The 13,127-nt window shown below is 72.0% G+C and carries 6 protein-coding genes and 4 pseudogenes; 3 read left to right on the top strand and 7 right to left on the bottom strand.

Going from position 1 to position 13,127, the window contains the following annotated elements:
* Positions 1–102: 102 nt before the first annotated feature.
* From ACTMVF_RS07520 to ACTMVF_RS07510, 3 genes are all read left to right on the top strand, one after another.
* Complete coding sequence (locus ACTMVF_RS07520; protein WP_441270171.1) at positions 103–1,629, top strand: hypothetical protein; 1,527 nt, start codon at positions 103–105, stop codon at positions 1,627–1,629.
* A gap of 31 nt (positions 1,630–1,660) precedes the next feature.
* Entirely contained in the window at positions 1,661–2,542 is an 882-nt protein-coding gene (locus tag ACTMVF_RS07515; RefSeq protein WP_441270170.1) for a hypothetical protein, read from the top strand.
* 69 nt (positions 2,543–2,611) lie between these two features.
* A complete protein-coding gene (locus ACTMVF_RS07510) occupies positions 2,612–7,288 on the top strand; it encodes a hypothetical protein (RefSeq protein WP_441270169.1) in 4,677 nt (1,558 codons plus the stop codon).
* A gap of 70 nt (positions 7,289–7,358) precedes the next feature.
* On the opposite strand, the pseudogene ACTMVF_RS07505 reads toward ACTMVF_RS07510, so the two are convergent.
* The 7 genes and pseudogenes from ACTMVF_RS07505 to ACTMVF_RS07475 all read right to left on the bottom strand — a co-directional run.
* Positions 7,359–7,868 (bottom strand): annotated as a pseudogene (locus ACTMVF_RS07505) (GMC oxidoreductase); the annotation flags it as partial.
* A gap of 4 nt (positions 7,869–7,872) precedes the next feature.
* Positions 7,873–9,432, bottom strand: coding sequence for an APC family permease (locus ACTMVF_RS07500; RefSeq protein WP_441270168.1), 1,560 nt, complete (start codon positions 9,430–9,432; stop codon positions 7,873–7,875).
* Between the two features lie 94 nt (positions 9,433–9,526).
* Positions 9,527–10,151 (bottom strand): annotated as a pseudogene (locus ACTMVF_RS07495) (aldehyde dehydrogenase family protein); the annotation flags it as partial.
* Positions 10,150–10,364, bottom strand: a pseudogene (locus ACTMVF_RS07490) (Rieske 2Fe-2S domain-containing protein); the annotation flags it as partial. The pseudogenes ACTMVF_RS07490 and ACTMVF_RS07495, both read right to left, overlap by 2 nt.
* An 84-nt stretch (positions 10,365–10,448) precedes the next feature.
* Complete coding sequence (gene solA, locus ACTMVF_RS07485; protein ID WP_441270167.1) at positions 10,449–11,603, bottom strand: N-methyl-L-tryptophan oxidase; 1,155 nt, start codon at positions 11,601–11,603, stop codon at positions 10,449–10,451.
* Positions 11,582–12,068: pseudogene (locus ACTMVF_RS07480) on the bottom strand (glycine cleavage T C-terminal barrel domain-containing protein); the annotation flags it as partial. The pseudogene ACTMVF_RS07480 and the gene solA, both read right to left, overlap by 22 nt.
* 406 nt (positions 12,069–12,474) lie before the next feature.
* Positions 12,475–13,110 carry a hypothetical protein gene (locus ACTMVF_RS07475; RefSeq protein WP_441270166.1) on the bottom strand — a complete coding sequence of 212 codons (636 nt, stop codon included), beginning with the start codon at positions 13,108–13,110 and terminating at the stop codon, positions 12,475–12,477.
* Between the last annotated feature and the right edge of the window lie 17 nt (positions 13,111–13,127).

The following is a 13,127-nucleotide window of genomic DNA, read 5'->3' as shown; positions in this document are numbered from 1 at the left end:
CAAGACGGCCCGCAGCCGACACTCGGCCCGCATTTCCTCGGCCGAACCGGCGCAGCGCCGTCGTTTGGGTCGTTGTCAGACCGAGGACCTAGTCTGTGCACCGTGACTTCGCCTGCATCGACGGACCGTGTTCCGCCCCAGCTCAGCGCGGGGCCGCGCCCTGCTCCGGGCCCGGCCGCCGACGAGGGCCTGGCGCGGCGGCTGCGCGCGCTCGCCTGCACCGCGCCGCTGCACGACCTCGACGCGCGCAAGGCCAATCTCGCGGGCGAGTACTCGGTGTACGGCATGGCGGAGGTGGCGCTCGCCGCCATCGACCTGGTCACACTGAACATGGACTTCGACACGGGCGCGGACCACGACCAGATCGTCGCCCGCCTCATCCCGCGCATCGCCGCCCAGGCCCCGCAGCGCCCCGTCGCCGAGCACGAGCGGGTGGCCCGCTGGGTCCTGGAGAACCTGATCAACGTCGGCAGTGTGGACCGCGGCTTCCGGGCCGTGTACGGCACCTTCGCGCCGGACGGCAGCTATGTCCGCCGTGACTACGACTTCAAGCTGATCGAGGAGGTGCCGGGGCCGGGCGGCACGGTGTATCTCCGTACGACCGACGAAGCGGTCAACGTCCTGGTCGGCGCCCTCGACACCGACGTCACCAGCGCGCAGATCGCCGCCGAGGTCAAGCTGGAGGTGCTGATCAACCGCGGCCGGCTCGCCGACGCGCAGCTTGCCGCCGAGCAGGCCCGCTACCGGACCGTGCAGTACTCGGAGACCCTCCGCAGGGCCCTGGACGCGACCCGCCGCAACGTCCGGGCGGTCGACTGGCTGAACGCCGTACCGGACATGATCGCCGAGGCGCTCGACCACGTCGCCGACCGGTACCGCCACGAGAACGCGATCCTCACCAACATCCGCAAAGCGCGCGACGAGACCGAGGACCCGGAGCACAAGCGCCGCGCCGCCGAGCTCGTCGACATCGTCAAGGACTGCATCCGACGGCACACGCAGCTGCAGTCCCGGCTGCTGGAGGCCGGACCGCTGTTCCGCGCCGAGCAGGACCGGCAGGCCTTCGCGACGCCCATGACGACGTCGGGGACAGACCTGTACGGACACCTCCTGGCCCCAGTCCTGCCGTTGCCCCTGGAGCAGTCCGTCCGGGTCACGGACGCCTTCTTCGCGCGCGGCACGGGGATGCGTACGCCGGTGTCCGTGCGGGTCGCCGATCTCGTCGACATACTGCTGACGCCGCCCGTGGAGCGGGAGCACCTGGGCGCCGAGATGCCCGAGCCCGACCTCATCGCGACGCCGGACGACAGCCGGTTCAGCGAGGAGCAGCTGGCAGCGGCGATGGACCTGCTGGATCTGCCGGCGGATGCTCCGCGGCGGCTGTCCGGGCTGTTGGCCCAGGCGCGGCGCCAGGACCCCGAACTGCCGTACCTGGTCGCCTTGTTGGCCGTCCACGCGGCCAGCCCGCCGGTCGGTACCGCCTATCGGCAGGGCGAGGGGAAGTTGCTGTTCGCCGTGGACGACGGGACGGAGCTGGACGATCCCGAGTTCGGTGGGGCCGACCTGATCGTGGGGACGGCGCTGCTGGACGCGGCGGGGATGGCGGCGGACAGGACGGAAGCAGCATGAGTGAGCGACAGCGCAGCAAGGAGCCCCGACCGTGAGCGAGCACGTCGAGTGGAGTGACACGGAGGCCCCCACCCCGTCGGCGACCGCCGCCGTCACCCCGGCCGACGCCGCCGACGCGGCTCGGCTGGTCGCCTTCGGGCTGCAGCCGAAGCTGCAGCCCGCGCGGGACCAGGAGTACACGGAGCTGCTGCGACGGTACCGGGAGGATCCCCCGTTCGCCCGGCTCGCGGACGCCGTGGCCGCCGGACTGGGACTGGTCGTGCTCGAGGTGTCCCCGCGCGCGGGGATGGCCGTGACGGCCGCCGAGGACTCCGTGTTCGCCGTCCGCATGGGCGACTACGCGCGTCGCACGTCCGCCGACGGCAGCGACCGCTTCCTGCACGGGCTGGCCCATCTGGCCATCGCCGCCATGGCGTTCCCGCGGCCCGAGGACCTGGCCGACGACGGCTACATCGGGCGCGTGACGGTCAACGGCGTCGACGCCTTCGTACGCCAGGCCTGCCGACGGCTGGAGGAGCGGGCCGAGGAGCAGGGCGAGAACACGGATCCGGCGACGGACGCGCCCGGCCTCGAGGCCGCCTGGCGGATCTGGGTGAGACGCAGCGCGACCGGCGCCACCAAGGACGCGCGCAGACTCGCCGGTTCGACCACCGGCATCGTCGGCAAGGCGGCCGCCTTCCTCACCGACTCCGGCTTCCTGCAGCGCACCGGCGACGACAACGGCGGCACGTACCGCACCACGGCTCGTTACCAACTCCAGGTACGTGACATGGCGGGCACCGCAGCCATGGCCGAGCTGCTGGAGCTGGGCGTGGTCCCGGTCACCGACGGCACGCCGAGCCTGCTGCCCGCCGAGGACACGGACGACCTGGATCTGGTGGCCGACGCAGGGCTGCCGTTCCACTCCGCCTGAAGCCCCGACTGAAGCCCCGAACGTCCCTGATCTGACAAAGACTCAGCCGAAGACTTACGAGAGTCCGCCATGTACGAGCTGTCCCGGGTCCGTCTCTACTCCATCGGACCGGCCGGTGCGCGTTACGCCGACACCGTGCTGGACCTGCGCGGGGTGGGCGAGCCCGTGCCCGACCCCGCGCCGACCCAGGCGGAGTTCTTCGAGGAGGAGCCCGTCGGCCCGCCGCGCCGGCCCGCGCCCGCCGGGGTGCTCTTCCTGGAGAACGGCGGCGGCAAGTCGGTCCTGCTCAAGCTGATCTTCTCCGTGATGCTGCCGGGCCACCGCAACACCCTCGGCGGCGCCAGCTCCGGCGTTCTGCGGAAGTTCCTGCTCGCCGACGACTGCGGACATGTAGCGCTGGAGTGGCAGCACACGCTCACCGGCGAGTGCGTCGTGGTCGGCAAGGTGAGCGAGTGGCGCGGACGCCAGGTCTCCAACGATCCGCGCAAGTTCGCCGAGGCCTGGTACTCCTTCCGCCCGGGGCCCGGGCTGAGCCTGGACAACCTGCCCGTCGCCGAGTCCACCGCCGTACGGCCGCCCGTCGAGGGCCAGTCGGGCGCGCAGGGGCGCCGCCGCACCATGAAGGGCTTCCGGGACGCACTCACGGAGGCGGGCAAGGCGTATCCGCATCTGGAGGTGCACTGGGAGGAGATCCACGACCGGTGGATCGAGCACCTCGGTGACCTCGGCCTCGACCCCGAACTCTTCCGCTATCAGCGGGAGATGAACGCCGACGAGGGCGAGGCCGCAGGCCTCTTCGCGGTCAAGAAGGACTCCGACTTCACCGACCTGCTCCTGCGCGCGGTGACGGACACGCGTGACACCGACGGCCTTGCCGACCTGGTCAGCGGCTTCGGCAACAAGCTGGGGCGGCGCGCCGAACTGATCGCCGAACGGGACTTCACCGCCGGGTCCGTGGACCTGCTCGGGCGGATCGTCGAAGCCGCCGAGGCACGTTCCCGCGCGCGTGACATCCACGCCGGTGCCGAGCGGCGGACCCGGACCCTGGCCCGACGGCTGTCCGCGCGGGGCGTCCAGGAACGAGTCCGGGCGGGCGACCTCGCCCAGCGGGTCACCGCCGCCGCGTACGCCGTGACCCACACCGAGGCGGCGCGGGAGCGCAGCGCCCTGATCGCCGCCGAACTCGCCTATCGGCACGCCTCGTTGGCGCTCGCGGCGGCCGAGAAGTCGGCGGCCGCACAGAAGCGCGAGCTCGCCGACGCGCGCACCCTGCACTCCGCCTGGCAGGCCGCCGAGGCCGTCCTGCGGCACCGCGCCGCGGCCGACCGCGTCGCGCGCGTGGCCGCCGCGATCCAGGAGGCCGAGCGGGACGCGGCCCCCGCGCTGGCCGCCCGAGCCAAGGCCGCCGTCGATCTCGTACGGGCCCTGCACGCGGCCGCTCAGAGCGCCGAGACCCTCGCCAACGAGGGCGAGGAGCGGTCCGCCGCGCTCCAGGAGGTCAGCGAGTCCGCGTACCGGGACTCCACTGCCGCCGCCACCGAGGCGCAGCGGGCCCGCAGTGAGATCGGGCATCTGCGGCAGCGGCTGTCCGAGGTCGAGCAGGAGACCGCCGAGGCCGTGCGCGCGGGCTGGCTCGACGACAGCGCGCCCGACGCCGACCCGGCCCGCGCGGCCCTCGCCGCGAGCGACGCCGAGAAGACGGCCGTAGCCGCCTGGGACACCGCGCGCGAGGCCTCCCGGCGAGCCTCGGAGCACGCGCGCGAGGCGGCTTCGACCGAGTCCCGAGCGGAGCTGACGGCGGCCCGCGCGGCGGATGCGGCCACGGCGGCGGAGCGGTCGTACGAGGCGGAACACCGCCTTGCCGAGGCACTGGCGGGGGAGGAGCGGCTCGCGGAACTGCTCGGCCCGTCCGGCGAGTCCGGCGCGCAGCGCGGGGCCGTTCCCGCTCCTCGTACGGGTGACGACGGCAACCGGATCAGGACCGCGGGCGACGGTGCACCGGCGCTCACTGCGAGCGCCCTCGCCGAAGGCGCCCTCACACCGGAGGACCTGGACCGGTTCGCCGACGAGTTGCGCGAACTGCTCGACGACGCCGTCTCCGGCGCCGAGCGTCACCTCTTCGAGCTGCGTACGGCCGCCGCCGACGACTCCCGGATCCTCGGCGCGCTCGGTGACGGCGGGTTGCTGCCGCCCGGCCCGGACGTGCTGGCCACCGTGGAGTTCCTCGGCGAGCAGGGCATCCCCGCCCTGCCGGGCTGGCGCTACCTCGCCCAGGCCGTCGACCCCACCGACCACGCGCGCGTGCTGGCCGCCCGGCCCGAACTGGTCGACGGCGTGATCATCACCGACCCGGACACGCACGCGCGTGCCCGCGAGGTGCTGAGCGACGCAGCCCTGCTGCCCCGGTCGGCTGTCGCCGTGGGTACGGCCGCCGCCCTGCTGGCCCCGACACCGGCGCCGGATGCCCAGAACGGTGACGTCTTCCTCGTCCCGCCGAACCCCGCCATGCACGACGAGCACGCCGCCGACGAGGAGCGGCAGGCGCTGCGCGCCCGGGCGACCGAGCGGGACGAGGAGATCCGCGCCCTCGCCGCGCGGCTCGGCAAGGACCGGGAACTGGCGGCGCGGCTCGCCTCGTGGCGGACCGGCTGCCCGGCCGGGCGGCTGGTCGAGCTGGCCCAGGCGGCCCGGGAGGCGCGCGCGTTCGCCGAGGAGTCCGAGGCCGAACTGGCCGAGGCGCGGACCGTGCGGGCCGAGGCCGACGAAGCCGCCGCCGAGGCCGCCCAGGTCCGCGACGAGCGACAGGAGGCCGCACAGAAAGCCCGGCGCGCCGCGGACGCCCTCGCCGGGCTGGCCTTCCGGCTGCGCGAGCGGGCCGGCTGGCAGGTCAAGCTGCGCGAACTCGCCGACGAGGCCGCCGAGTCCGAGGCCCGCGCCCAGGCCTGCCTGGAGCGCGCCCGGGCCGCCGACGAGGACCGCCGTGCCGCCCAGCGCGCCGCCGACGACGCGCGCCGTACCGCGCGTGCCCTGCGCGCCGAGCGCTCGGAGATCGCGGGCGCCCCCGACGACGTACCGGACGCCGACACGGATGCCCCGAGGGCGTCCCTGCCCGCGCTCCGTGAGGCGTACCGGGCGGCCTCCCAGGTGTACGAGAAGGTCGGCGTCGGCGCCGACCTGCGGGCCGAGCAGGCCCGCGCGGAGAGCGACGAGAGCGCGGCGCTCGCGGAGCTGGACCGGCTGAGCAACAAGGTCCGGACCCGGGCCGAACAGCTCCTTCAGTCACCCGACGGCTCCGACGGCCCCTCCCGGCAGGCGGCCGCCTCACGCGCGGAGGAGCTGGTCCAGCTCCTGGAGACCCGTATGTCCAGCGCGAGTGAGCAGCTCGGCCGGCTGCGCGGCGAGGCCGAGCGGCACGCGCCCGAGGACGGGGAGGCGCACACCGAGCTGTCCGAGGAACTGCGGCCGCGCGACGCCGAGCACGCGCAGGCACTGCTGCGCACGGCGACCACTGAACTCGCCTCCCGTACCGAGGCGTTGACGCAGGCCCGCGAGGCGCACGCGGAGCTCCTCGAAGCGCACCGCGCCGCCGAGGACGCGGCGGGCGGCTTCGACGAGATCGCCGCGATGCTGCGCGACCTGCTGCGCGAGCACACCTCGGAGGACGAGCAGGAGGAGTCCGAGCTGTACCCCGGCAGCCTCGACGAGGCCCGGCAGTCCGCCGCGGAGGCCCGCCGGTCGCTGCGGGGTTGCGCCGCCGATCTCTCCGCCGCCGAGGCCGCCGTACGCGAGGCGAGTGACGTGCTCGTACGGCACGCCAACTCCACGCGCTACGAGCAGGTCCGCACCCCCGCTCGCCAGCAGATCCGCGAGCTGCCCGCGTCCACGCTGCCCGAGCACGCGCAGAAGTGGGCGGACGCCTTCGCGCCCCGGCTGCGCGTGCTCACCGACGAGTTGGCGCAGCTGGAGCGGAACCGGGACTCGATCGTGGACCGGCTCCGGGGCCTGGTCGAGTCGGCGCTGGCCACCCTGCGCTCCGCCCAGCGGCTCTCCCGGCTGCCCGAGGGGCTCGGCGAGTGGTCCGGACAGGAGTTCCTGCGCATCCGCTTCGAGGAGCCCGACCAGGCCACGCTCACCGAACGGCTGGGCGAGGTGATCGACGAGGCGACCCGGGCGGCGGTGAAGAAGAACTCGGACCTGCGCCGGGACGGTATGTCCCTGCTGCTGCGCGGTGTCGCCGCGGCGCTCCAGCCCAAGGGCGTCGCCGTCGAGATCCTCAAGCCGGATGCGGTGCTGCGTGCCGAGCGAGTGCCCGTCGGACAGATGGGCGACGTGTTCTCCGGTGGTCAGCTGCTCACGGCGGCCATCGCGTTGTACTGCACGATGGCGGCGCTGCGGTCGAACGACCGGGGTCGGGACAAGCACCGGCATGCCGGCACGCTGTTCCTGGACAACCCGATCGGGCGCGCCAACGCGACCTACCTGCTGGAGCTGCAGCGCGCCGTGTCGGACGCGCTCGGCGTTCAACTCCTGTACACCACGGGCTTGTTCGACACGACCGCGCTGGCGGAGTTCCCGCTGGTCATCCGACTGCGGAACGACGCCGACCTCAGGGCCGGCCTGAAGTACATCCGCGTCGAGGAACACCTCCGCCCGGGACTGCCGCGTGAGGCTTCCGCCGGGGAGGCCGTGCACAGCGAGATCACCGCGACCCGGATGTTCAAGCGCCCGGCGGTGAATGTGCCGTAGCGGCGCCGCCGGTGGGGAACTGCGGGCCGGCAGGTGGCCGGTCGCACAGTTCCCCACGCCGCTGGGGCTGCTACACGTCCTCCTTCAACAAGTCCGCGCACTTCTCGCCGATCATCATCGTCGTGAGGCACGGATTGCCGGTGACCAGATCCGGCATGACCGAGCCGTCCGCGACCCTGACGCCCTCGATCCCCTTGACGCGCAGCCGCGCGTCGAGCGGGGCCGAAGGGTCGTCGTCCGCGCCCATCTTCACGGTGCAGGACGGGTGGTAGACGGTGTTGTGGGTCTTGTGGATGTAGTCGAGCAGTTCCTCCAGTTCCTCGTCGGTCCACACGTCCGGGGCGGGGGCCAGCTCGGCGCCTGCCCAGCCGCTCAGCGTGGGTTGCGAGGCGATCTTCCGTGCCAGCTTGAGCCCGTACGTCATCACCCGCACATCGTGCTCGTGCGTGAAGTACCGCGGATCCACCTTCGGCTTGTCCCGGTAGTCCCGCGTCAGCAGCCGCACCGTCCCGCGTGACTTCGCGCGCGTGACGTGGGGCATGAGGCAGAAGGCGTTCTCGGAGGTCGGGTAGCCGTGCCGATGCTCACAGGGAGTTGACCTCCTTGGTCGGCGTGTTCGTGCCCTCCACGCTGTGCTCGGCGAGGACGCCCGTGCGGTGCCGCTGGACGAACCAGTAGTAGGCGAAGCCGCCGCCCGCGATGACGGCGACGAACAGCACCGCGCCCCACTGCAGATACCAGTGGTACGGAGCCGTCGCGTTGTAGACCGAGGCGCGCGGCCAGATCAGGTTGATCGTCATGCCCACGCCCCACACCACGGCGAGGATGTTGACCAGCAGCCCCCACCGGCCCAGCGAGAACTTGCCGTCGCCCGCGGGCTGCCACTTGCCGCGCAGCCGCGCCACCAGCATCGGGGCGGTGACACCGAGGTAGGCGAGGTAGATCATGATGATGCCGATGCTGGTGACGACGGTGAAGATCTGCGGCTGACGGATGTTGACCACCAGGATCGCCAGGGCCAGGATCCCGATGATCACGGTCGGCAGCACCGGCGTCTGGAAGCGTGGGCTCACCCGGGCCAGCAGCGAGGACGCCGGCAGGTTGTTGTCCCGGGCCATCGCGAACGCCAGCCGGATCGCCGCCGTGTGGACCGCCAGGGCGCACACCGTGACGGCGATCAGCACGCACCACAGCATCGCCTTGCCGGCCGTCGGGCCGAGCACGTCGAGCACGATGAACTGCAGGCCGTCGGTGGAGAGCTTCTCGCCCTTGAGGCTGGAGACGCTCATCAGCGCGAGCAGCAGGATCAGGCCGCCGAGGACGAAAGAGGCCACGATCGCGCGGATGATGGCGCGCGGCGCGTTGCGTGACGGGTCCAGGCACTCCTCGCCGAGGGAGGACGCCGTGTCGAAGCCGTACATGACGTACGCGGACGCCAGCGACGCCACCAGGAACGCGCCCAGGTATCCGGCGCCGTAGCCCGTGCCGGTGCCGTTCGTCTCCATGACCACCTGCGGGCCGCGGGTGATGTGGACGGCCAACAGGACGATCAATACGACAGTGGCGATCAACTCGATGAACACGCCCGCCGTGTTGATCCTCGCCATCAACTTGACGCCGAAGGCGTTCACCAAGGTGGTGAAGAGGATCAACACCGCGGCCAGGATGACCGCGTTGGTCGCCACGTCGTACGTGCCGGTGCCGTCCCCCACGATCTGGAAGACCGACGAGATCTGGGGGAGTGTCAACTGATAGGCCAGTGCCACGGCTGATATGGACACTATGGACGCGATCAACATCATCCAGCCGGCGAGCCAGCCCAGATGCGGATTGCCTATCTTCTTCGACCAGTTGTAGACGGAGCCGGCGACGGGGTAGCGGGCGGCCAGCTCCGCGAAACAGAGGGCGACCATGAACTGGCCGACGAAGACCATCGGCCACGACCACCAGTAGGCGGGGCCGCCGCTGCCGTAGCCGAAGTAGAACAGCTGGAAGGTGCCGGTCAGGATCGAGATGTAGCTGATCCCGGCGGCGAAGGTGTGGAAGTTGCCGAGGGTGCGCTTGAGTTCGGGTTTGTAGCCGAACTCGGCGAGTTCGGCATCGTCGTGACTGTGTGGACCGGTGGGTTGCTCCGTTGTCGACATGGGCGGACTCCTCGTGTGCCGGGGGAGGGGAGTGAGCGGCTGGGGCGGGTGCCGCCGATCAAGGACCGGTGGTGAGCGTGCTGCTACCCGGGAGTCAGGCGAACCACCCCTGCGGAGCGGGATCTGTGTTGCGCCAGATGTGCTTCGTCTCGCGGTACTCGGCGAGCCCCGAGGGCCCGAGCTCGCGTCCGAAGCCGGACTGCTTGAAGCCACCCCACTCGGCCTGCGGCACATAGGGGTGGCACTTGTTGATCCACACCGTGCCGAGGCGCAGCGCGGCCGCGACCCGCGCGGCCCTGGCCTCGTCGCTCGTCCATACGGCGCCGGCGAGCCCGTAGATCGTGCCGTTGGCGAGCCGCACCGCCTCGTCCTCACCGCTGAAGCGTTCGACGGTGAGTACCGGCCCGAACGCTCCTCCTGGACGACCGACATCCCCGCGGCGCACTCGTCCAGGACGGTGGGCAGGTAGTAGAAGCCCTCGTACCCGGGCCCGGTCGGACGCGCGCCGCCGCAGCGCAGCACCGCGCCCTCCTGAACCCCCTGGGCACGTACGCCTCGACCTTCGCCCGGTGCGCCGCCGAGATCAGCGGCCCGGTCTGCGCCCGCTCGTCGAACGGCCCGCCCGGACGAATGCCCGCTGCCCGGCGTACGACCTCGTCGACGAACCGGTCGTGCAGGCGGTCCTCGACCAGGAGCCGCGCTCCGGACGAGCAGACGGCGGGCCCCGCGATGACGGCACACGTTGAGGAAAGCGCGCAGTTCACCCTTGCGGGTCCGGGTGATCAACACGTTCTCGCGGCGACCTGGACGGTGCGGAAGGCACCCGGCTTGGCCAGGTCGGCGCTGCGGACGGCGCAGAACCACGTCGACTCGAAGAGGTGTTCCTGCTCCTGCCGGATGATCTCGGGGTCGGTGCAGTAGTGGCCCGGCAGCGTCCCGGTGAGGCTGGGGGGAGATCTGGTGGGCCGCGGCGAGTGGAGCCTCCGGAACGGGTGTCGTCGTCACGTGCGTGCTCCTCAGGCGGGCGCGGCGGCGAGGCGGGCGGGGTCGAACAGGCCGATCGGGTGCTCGGTGGTGCCGGTCAGGGCGAGGTCGGCGAGGATCTCGCCGACGACGGGCACGAACTTGAAGCCGTGCCCGGAGAACCCGCAGGCCACGGTGGTCGATTCCGGGTGCGCGGGGTGGCGGGCGATGACGAAGTGCTCGTCGGGAGTGAGGGAGTACATGCAGGTCGCGGCCTTGAGGAAGGTGCCGGGCAGGTCCGGGACGCAGCCGGACATGTGGTCCGCCATGGCGCGGATCTCGCCCTCGTGGACCGTCCGGTCGATGGTCTCCGGAGTGGTCACCTGGCCCCTCCGGAAGAAAGCGACCTTGGCACCGAGCTCGGGGCCGTCGATGGCCGGGAAGCCGTACACCTGGACGCCGGCCGCGTCGTCCCAGATGTAGATGGGTTGATTCTCGGGGCGGAACCGATCAATACCGTGCTTCGGCTGGAACCAGTACATGACCTGCCGCTCAATGGTGAACGGCACCCCGAGGTCGGTCAGCAACTGCGGCGCCCACGCGCCCGGGCAGATCACCAACTGCCCGGCGGTGTAGGTGTTCTCGGCGGTGTGGACGCGGACTCCGTCCCGGTACGGCTCCCAGCGTGTCATCGGCTCGTCGAAGTGCAGGTCGGCGCCCTGCCGGGTGGCCAGCTGAAGGTGCGCTGCGACGGTGATCTCGGGCCGCAGGAAACCGGCCTTCCTCTCGTACAGCGCCACCTCGTCGTCCTTCGGCGCCAGCGTCGGGAAGCGGCGGCGGATCTCCTTCGCGTCCAGCATCTCGTGCGGCAGGTCCCACTGCCGGGCCGAGCGCAGCGAGCCGGAGACGGCCGGTGTGTCGGGGCGGCCGATCATGACGCCGCCGCAGAGGGTGGCGATGTCCCGGCCGGTGGCCCGCTCCAGGTCGTCGTACAGCTCGTAGGCACGCAGCAGCAGCGGGACGTACGCCGGGTCCTCGAAGTACGACTGCCGGGTGATGCGTGAACCGCCGTGACTGGAGCCGCGGTGGTGCACCGGGCCGAACTTCTCCAGGCCGAGCACGCGAGCGCCGCGCGCGGAGAGGTGGTGGGCGGCGGCGCTGCCCATGCCGCCGAGGCCGATGACGATCACGTCGTAGGTGGGGGACATGTGCCTCTCCTGTGCCTTTCCGATCGGCGGATGCGGGTCATCTTCGGGGCGAAGAGCGGTTCTTCGGCGACCGTTGCGGCACCTTCTCACCGAAGTACTCGATGTGCACGCCGGTGCCGTTGGCCAGGGTGGGAAGCCAGGCGTACGCGACGCAGCGGCCCAGCGTGCAGCCGTACGACGCGCTGGTCACGTAACCGGGGCGTCGCCGTCGACGTACACCGGCTCCTTGCCCAGGACCACGCAGGCGGGGTCGTCGAGAAGGAGTGGCGTGAGACGGCGTGTCGGCTCACCGGCGCGCTCCAGCGCGGCCTTCTCGACGAACTCCTCCTTGTCCATGCGCACCGCGACGCCGACGCCCGCCTCGAACGGGTTGTGCTCGTCCGTCATGTCGACGCCCCACGCACGGTAACCCTTCTCCAGCCGCAGGGAGTTGAAGGCCGAGCGGCAGGCGGCGATCACACCAAGGACGGGGACACGGTCCGCATCACCGAAGGCGAACTCGCCGACGGCGCACCGGTCGAGGACGGGTTCCTCGCCCTGTACGAACGCGACGGCAGGACGACCGCAGTCCTCTCCGTGGACCGCCCACGCGCGTTCATGCGAGCATGGGGCGAACTGGTCCGCGGGACGAACCGGCCCCGGCCTGCCGTGGTCTGACTCCGGGGCGGGCCGTACGGGGTGGTCCAGGGCTCGCCGATGCGGGCCCGCGAAACGGACGCCGGCGGCCCGGCCCGGCCAGGGCCCGACACTCGGCTCGGCGCCGTGGCGCACAGCCAGCGCCTGGCTCCGGCACCTGGCGCACGGCCAGAGCTTGGCTCGGCAAGCCCGCTCAGGCCGTTCCTCAGCCTCCGGCGCGGTCGTTCAACCGCGCTCAGGAGTGCGACAGCTGGCCGGCTCCGCCGCCCCGTCGGCGTATTCGCTCCTGAGTGCGCTCGGCCTGCCGTGTCTGCCGTCGTGCCCGACGCCGCTCGCGTCGCAGGGCGCGCGCAGTGCTGCTCGGCGTCGAGATCACGCCATTGCGCTGTTTCCATACCTGGCGGGTCACCCAGACGTCGAGAGCGCCCCAGGTGGCCACCACCGTGCTGACCACACTGCTGATCACCATCGGGAACGCCAGCCACGACCCCGCGAGGGTGCACAGGAAGGCCACCATCGCCTGTATCAGCGTCACCGCGATGATCAGCACCGCCCGCACCGACGCCGTCCGTACCGGATCGGGCATCCGGCGCCGCTGGGCGGGCTCCTCGACCCACAACGGTCGGTATGCCGACCATTCCTGGGCAGCCCCGGCTACCTTCCCGGCCGACGCCGCCTTGCCGCGAGAGCCGACCGAAACGTCGTGCTGCTCCGTAGTCACCGCACTCGCGTCCACCGCGGCGTCGCGGCTGCCCGTCGCCAGGCGTCCGCCCGCCGGAATGTCGCGATCCAGCGCTTCGGGGCCGCGCCGCGCCGTCACATGCGCCGCTGCCCCGTCCTCGGGCGCCTCGCGCTGCTCCGCCGTCCCCATCACCGTGTCACTCCCCA

Origin of the sequence: Streptomyces sp. SD31 (assembly GCF_052068475.1) — a bacterium.
In the GTDB taxonomy this organism is placed as follows: domain Bacteria; phylum Actinomycetota; class Actinomycetes; order Streptomycetales; family Streptomycetaceae; genus Streptomyces.
Note: the sequence above shows the minus strand (reverse complement) of the source record. Positions and strands in the feature narration are given on the sequence as shown.